The following is a 6,368-nucleotide window of genomic DNA, read 5'->3' as shown; positions in this document are numbered from 1 at the left end:
GGGGGGCGCCGGGGTGCGGCGCCCCGGCGGGTGGTTGGGGGGGTTTCACCCCCCCCGCCCCCCCGGGCGGGGGGGGTTGTTGGTCCCCCCCCCACCCCCCCCCCCCCCCACCCACGACCCACCCGAGGATCACGCGGCAGCGGGCTCCTCCGAGAACTGCGTCAGGTACAGCGACGCGTAGCGCCCTTCGCGCGCGAGAAGCTCTTCGTGCGTACCGCGCTCGACGATCTCCCCATGCTCGATCACCAGGATCTGGTCCGCCGCCCGGACCGTCGACAACCGGTGCGCGATGACCAGCGCGGTCCGCCCGTCCAGCGCGTCGGTCAGCGCCTCGCCCACGGCCGCCTCGGACTGCGAGTCCAGATGCGCGGTCGCCTCGTCGAGGACGACGACCCTCGGCTGCGCCAGCAGAAGCCGGGCGATGGTCAGCCGCTGCCGTTCGCCGCCGGAAAGCCGGTAACCCCGCTCCCCCACCACGGTCTCCAGCCCGTCCGGCAGGTCCCGGATCAGCTCGGCCAGCCGGGCGCGCTCCAGCGCCGACCAGATCTCGTCGTCGGTGACCCCGCGCCGCGCGTACTCGAGGTTCGCCCGGATCGTGTCGTGGAAGAGGTGGCCGTCCTGGGTCACCACGCCGACGGTTTCCCTCAGCGAAGCGAATCCCAGGTCGCGAACGTCCACATCGGACAAACGGACCGATCCGGCGTCGACGTCGTAGAGACGCGGCAGCAGGGACGCGATCGTCGACTTGCCCGCGCCCGACGATCCCACCAACGCCACCATCTGCCCAGGTTCGGCGCGGAAGCTGATGCCGTGCAACACCTCCTCGCCACCCCGGTGATCCAAAGTGGACACATCCTCCAGCGACGCCAGCGAGTACCGGTCGGCCGCCGGGTAGCCGAACCGGACGTCGGAGAACTCCACTGAGACCGGGCCCTCGGGGACGCCGCGCGGGGAAGGCTTCTCCTCGATCATCGGCTTGAGGTCGAGCACCTCGAAGACCCGCTCGAACGACACCAGCGCGGTCATCACGTCCACCCGGACGTTCGCCAGCGCGGTCAGCGGCGAGTACAGCCTGGTCAGCAGCAACGCCAGCGCCACGACGGTGCCCGGCGCGAGCGCCCCGGTCAGCGCGAGGTAGCCGCCCAGCCCGTAGACCAGCGCCTGCGCGAGCGCGGAGACCGTGGTCAGGCTGGTCAGGAACCAGCGCGTCAGCATCGCCGTCCGCACCCCGATGTCACGCACCCGCCCGGCCCGCGCCCCGAAGTCGCCCGCCTCGCGTTCCGGGTCGCCGAACAGCTTCACCAGCGTCGCGCCCGGCGCGGAGAACCGTTCGGTCATCTGCGTGGTCATCGACGCGTTGAGCTGGCCCGCCTCCCGCTGCAGCCCGGCCATCCGCCGCCCGAGCCGCCGCGTCGGCAGGATGAACACCGGCAGCAGCACCAGCGCCAGCAGGGTGACCTGCCAGGACAGCGTCACCATGACCACCAGCGACAGCGCCAGCTGGATCACGTTGGTGACCAAACCCGACAGCGTCGCGGTGAACGTGCGCTGCGCGCCGATGACGTCGTTGTTGAGCCTGCTCACCAGCGCGCCGGTGCGGGTGCGCGTGAAGAACGCGACCGGCATCCGCTGCACGTGGCGGTACACCGCGAGCCGGAGGTCGAGGATGATCCCCTCCCCGATCCTCGACGACTGCGCCCGTTCGGCCAGCCCGAGTCCGGCGTCGATCAGCGCCAGCGCCGCGATCACCACGGCGAGCCACACCACCAGCGAGACGTCGTGCCCGCCGACGATCGCGTCGACCACCTTCCCGGCCAGCACCGGCGTGCTCACCGCCAGTACCGCCGAGACGACGGTGAGCACCAGGAATATCAGCAACCTTCGCCAGTGCGGCCTGGCGAACCGCGCGACGCGGCGGAGCGTTCCCTTGTGCAGCCCCTTCGGAACGTCGGCCGACTTCATCGCCGAGTTCATCAGCGACCAGGTGTTGTCCATGAGAACCCTCTCTTCGCCCCCAGAACCTCGATATTAGTCGAGGGTTTTCCCGGATATAAGCATGACCAACACCGGAGCACACCGGATGCTTCCCGGTTTCCGCGTCCTCTTTCCGGCGGAGGTGGCCGCGTCGGTAGCCTGAGCCGGTGACCATGGACCCGGACCGGCGACGACTGACCATAGACCTGGTCTTCTACACGGGCTGCCTGATCTTCGCCGTCGTGAACACGGCCGTCGCGGAGTTCTACGGCTATCGCGTGTGGGCGAACTTCGCCGTAGCGGGTTACGGCCTCGCCGTGGTCCATACCGGCTGGCTGACCATCGCCGCGCGGCGCGGCAAGACGCTGCCCGGCGCACTCGGTTCGCGGTGGGTGGGTATCGGCGCCATCGGGTTGTTCGCCATGATCCTTCCGTTGGGAATGCTCGTCATTCGCCGTCTGACCGGAGTGGACTGGCTCGTCACGCCGAACTCGTGGGCCGCGCAGCCCGAGGTCTGGGTCATCGAACGGTCGGCGAAACTCCTTCTGGAGAACGGAACCCCTTACGTCGACGTCACGGCGCTCGGCCGCGCGGTGGAAGTAAACGATTACACGCCATACGGTCCGGTGATGACCGTCTTCGGTCTCCCGCGCGCCTTGTCCGGCGGCGGACCGGTCGCGAACGCCCTCACCGACGCGCGCTGGATGTTCGCGCTGGCGGCCGTCGCGTGCGTTCTCTTGACGCTGCGGCTGCTGAAGTGGCCGAAAATCCCCGTCAGCGCGGCACAACTCGCGCTCGCCTGCCCGCTGACCGCGCTGACCTGGGCGGTCGCCGGCCCGGATCTGGCCATCGTCGGCCTGCTGGTCCTGTCCTTCGCGCTGGCCACGACGGGCCGCGCGATCCTCTCGGGTCTGGTGCTGGCACTGGTGATCAGCGCGAAACTCATCGTCGCGCCGGCGATGGTGGTGCTGGGTGTCCTCTTGATCACGCGGCGTGGTCCTCGCGCACTGGGCGGGTTCGCCGCGGCACTCGTGGTGACGACCCTCGTCCTGCACGTACCCGTCTATCTGGTCGACCCCAAGGCGTTCGTCGAGCACGTCTTCCGGTTCCCGCTGGGAATGGGCGTGATCAAGTCGCCGGCGGCGAGCCCGTTGCCCGGCCACCTCATCGCCTCGCTCGGCCCGGTGGGCACGGCGGTTTCCTTCGCCCTCCTCGGGATCGCGGCCGTCGCGATCCTGGTCTGGCTGCTGCGCCGTCCTCCCGTGACGGGTTCGGACGCGCTGCTGCGCATGGCCGTCGGGCTCGTCGCGCTGATCATGCTCACTCCGGCGACGAGGTACGGCTACCTGGTGTATCCGCTGGTCCTGCTCGGTGCCAGGCTGACCTTCCTGGCCGCGGAAACCCGTGAAACAGCGGTCCCTGGAAAGGGAACTGCGCCCCCCGCGCAGCAGTCCGCTACTTCCTCGTGACTACTTCTTCTTGACCCTGGTGGCACCGCCACGGCCGCGCAGCTGGACGCCGGACTCCGAGAGGACCCGGTGCACGAACCCGTACGAGCGACCCGTGGACTCCGCGAGGGCGCGGATGCTCGAGCCCTTCTCGTACTTCTTCTTCAGGTCAGCGGCCAGCTTGTCACGCGTGTTGCCGGTGATCCGCGCGCCTTTCTTGAGATCAGCCACGTCGATCGCCTTCCCGCCGAGAGTGTTCTGGGCCACATAACGGCCCCTGTCGCCGCAATGATCGAACACTGAGCGCCGGAATGCCAGACGACGAGCGCAAAACTGCTGAAACCGCGATCACATTGGGCCATTTCAGTGGCCGGATGGCATCGATCAAGCACCCGAACGGACGCAGGCCTCACGCAAGCTGGACAAGTTCCAGATAATCCGCCGACCAATGGTCTTCGGTTCCGTCCGGCAGGAGGATCACGCGTTCCGGCTCCAGCGCCTCGACGGCGCCCGGGTCGTGCGTCACCAGGACGACCGCTCCGGCGAAGCTGCGCAAGGCGTCCAGGACCTGGGCACGGCTGGCCGGGTCCAGGTTGTTCGTCGGCTCGTCGAGCAGCAAAACGTTGGCAGCGCTGGACACCAGACCGGCGAGCGCGAGCCTCGTCTTCTCACCGCCGGAGAGCGTGCCGGCTGGCTGATCGAGCTGCTCGCCGGTGAACAGGAACGAGCCGAGAAGGTTCCGCAGCTCTTGTGCACCGGTGTCCGGCGCGAGGTGACGGATATTTTCCCACACGGACGCATCGTGGTCGAGCGTTTCATGTTCCTGTGCGTAATAGCCCAAACGCAATCCGTGACCCGGAATGGTCTCGCCGGTATCCGGAGTTTCCATTCCGCCGAGCAACCGGAGCAAAGTCGTCTTTCCGGCGCCGTTCAATCCGAGCACGACGACCTTCGAGCCGCGGTCGATGGCGAGGTCGACCCCGGTGAAGATCTCCAGCGATCCGTAGGACTTCGAGAGCCCCTCCGCGGTGAGCGGGGTCCGGCCGCACGGGGCGGGTTCGGGGAACTTGATCCGGGCGACCTTGTCGGCCTGACGGGTCTCGTCGAGCGCGGACAGCATCTGCTCGGCGCGGCGGGCCATGTTCTTGGCGGCCACGGCCTTCGTCGCCTTGGCCCCCAGTTTGGCGGCCTGCTGCTGCAGCGCGGACGCCTTCTTCTCGGCGTTCGCGCGTTCGCGACGGCGGCGCTTCTCGTCGGTGGCGCGCGCGTCGAGATAGCGCTGCCAGCCCATGTTGTAGAGGTCGAGCTCGCCGCGGGTCGCGTCGAGGAACCACACCTTGTTGACCACGTCCGCGAGCAGTTCGACGTCGTGGCTGATGACCACGAGACCGCCGTCGTGCTGCTTCAGGAAGCCGCGAAGCCAGTTGATGGAGTCGGCGTCGAGGTGGTTGGTGGGCTCGTCGAGCAGCAGGATCGTCTCGGATTTGCCGCCGGCGCCGGCTTCGGCGGCGGCGAACAGGATCCGGGCCAGCTCGACGCGGCGGCGCTGACCACCCGAGAGCGTCTGCAGCGTCTGCGCGAGAACGCGGTCCGCGAGGCCGAGGTTGGAACAGATCCGCGCGGCCTCACTCTCGGCGGCGTAACCACCGAGGGAGGCGAAGCGCTCTTCGAGACGGCTGTAGCGGTTGACCGCCTTGTCGCGCTCCTTCTCGTCCACCAGCTCCGACATCGCGTTCTGCGCTTTTTCCATGTTGCGCAGCAAGGAGTCGAGGCCGCGCGCGGAGAGCACGCGGTCCTTCGCGGTGACGGACAGGTCACCCTCGCGGGGATCCTGCGGGAGGTAGCCGAGCTCACCGCTGCGGCGGACCTCGCCCGCGTACGGCTCACCCTCCCCCGCCAGCACCTTGAGCGAGGTGGTCTTGCCGGCGCCGTTGCGGCCGACCAGGCCGATGCGGTCGCCCTGCTGGATGCGGACGTTGGTGTCGTCGAGCAGAATGCGCGAACCGGCGCGCAGCTGCAGGCCAGAGGCCGTGATCACGGGAACTCCCGGTACAAGGGGTGGATGAGTGGACAGCTTCGACTCGCCGGCCGACGGGCCGGCGAGGAGCTACTCCAAGAGGATGTCCACGCGATCAGTGTACGGGCCGGTGTCGAACCGTTTTATCGGACCGTGCCCGACGTCACGGACCGGCGAGGGTGATTTCGACCGCGACGGCCCGTTCCGCCGCGTCTTCGAGCACCGTCCGGCGTGGTTCGGCGATGTCGAGGACGCGGCGCTCGGCACGCTGGAACAACGGCGCCAGCCGCCTGTCCTCGCGCAGGGTTTCCAAGGCCCGGCGGTCACCACCGAGGACGACCGCGTCCACTTCGGACAGTTGCGGGACGAGCACCTCGAACGCGTCGTCCGCGGCGGAACGAAGCGCGGTGCGCGCCTGCCCTTCCCTGCGCCGGGCGAACCGCTGCTGCGACCAGCCACCCGCCGCGGATCGGCCCTGGACGAGGTGCCGGCCCGTCCTGGACTGGACGACCACTCCCCCGCGTGCGATCCCGACGCTGTGCCCGCCGCGCCGCACCAGCAGGAGCGCGATCCTCCGCGAGATCAGCGCGTGCTCGACGAGCGGGCCGACAGCCAGTCCCGGCGCTGTTCCTTCCGCCTTCAGCGGTCCGAAAGGGACGGTCGCGACGGCGACGACGCCATTTCCGGCGACGACCGTGACGGTGTCCGGCTTCAGTTCCGTCGAGCGGACGCCTTCGTTGCGGACGGCGAAGCGGGCGTACCAGCCTTCAAGGCGATCCGGGGCGATCTCGACCGCCCGGCCCCCGCCCGCCACCTGCCGCTCCCTCGCCATGCCTCCAACGTACGGGGCTCGGCTGGGTGGGGGGGGGGGGGGGGTGGTTTTTTAAGCAAAAAACACCAAACCCCCCCCCAACCACACCCACCCCCCG

At 69.0% G+C, this 6,368-nt stretch carries 5 protein-coding genes; 1 reads left to right on the top strand and 4 read right to left on the bottom strand.

The genetic code is table 11. The features are described from left to right. Positions 1 to 129: 129 nt before the first annotated feature. Positions 130 to 1,995 carry an ABC transporter ATP-binding protein gene (locus ACIRGA_RS35775; protein WP_400949995.1) on the bottom strand — a complete coding sequence of 622 codons (1,866 nt, stop codon included), beginning with the start codon at positions 1,993 to 1,995 and terminating at the stop codon, positions 130 to 132. A 146-nt stretch (positions 1,996 to 2,141) separates the two neighbouring features. Here ACIRGA_RS35775 and ACIRGA_RS35770 point away from each other — a divergent pair, with 146 nt between their 5' ends. After that, a complete protein-coding gene (locus ACIRGA_RS35770) occupies positions 2,142 to 3,443 on the top strand; it encodes a glycosyltransferase 87 family protein (protein WP_400949992.1) in 1,302 nt (433 codons plus the stop codon). Here ACIRGA_RS35770 and ACIRGA_RS35765 read toward each other — a convergent pair whose 3' ends face one another. The 3 genes from ACIRGA_RS35765 to ACIRGA_RS35755 all read right to left on the bottom strand — a co-directional run bounded on the left by ACIRGA_RS35765 (position 3,444) and on the right by ACIRGA_RS35755 (position 6,271). Beyond that, positions 3,444 to 3,653, bottom strand: a complete 210-nt coding sequence (locus ACIRGA_RS35765) for a helix-turn-helix domain-containing protein (RefSeq protein WP_003071237.1) — start codon at positions 3,651 to 3,653, stop codon at positions 3,444 to 3,446. A 178-nt stretch (positions 3,654 to 3,831) separates the two neighbouring features. Beyond that, complete coding sequence (locus tag ACIRGA_RS35760; RefSeq protein WP_038515461.1) at positions 3,832 to 5,460, bottom strand: ABC-F family ATP-binding cassette domain-containing protein; 1,629 nt, start codon at positions 5,458 to 5,460, stop codon at positions 3,832 to 3,834. Between the two features lie 142 nt (positions 5,461 to 5,602). Beyond that, on the bottom strand, positions 5,603 to 6,271 hold the full coding sequence (locus tag ACIRGA_RS35755; protein ID WP_400949989.1) for an acVLRF1 family peptidyl-tRNA hydrolase: 669 nt from the start codon (positions 6,269 to 6,271) through the stop codon (positions 5,603 to 5,605). Between the last annotated feature and the right edge of the window lie 97 nt (positions 6,272 to 6,368).

Source organism: Amycolatopsis sp. NPDC102389, assembly GCF_044765885.1.
Taxonomy (GTDB): domain Bacteria; phylum Actinomycetota; class Actinomycetes; order Mycobacteriales; family Pseudonocardiaceae; genus Amycolatopsis.
Note: the sequence above shows the minus strand (reverse complement) of the source record. Positions and strands in the feature narration are given on the sequence as shown.

Excerpts from the sequence above, each read along its gene's own strand:
- ACIRGA_RS35755 (WP_400949989.1), bottom strand. The coding sequence starts at position 6,271 with ATGGCGAGGGAGCGGCAGGTGGCGGGCGGGGGCCGGGCGGTCGAGATC.
- ACIRGA_RS35775 (WP_400949995.1), bottom strand. The coding sequence starts at position 1,995 with ATGGACAACACCTGGTCGCTGATGAACTCGGCGATGAAGTCGGCCGAC.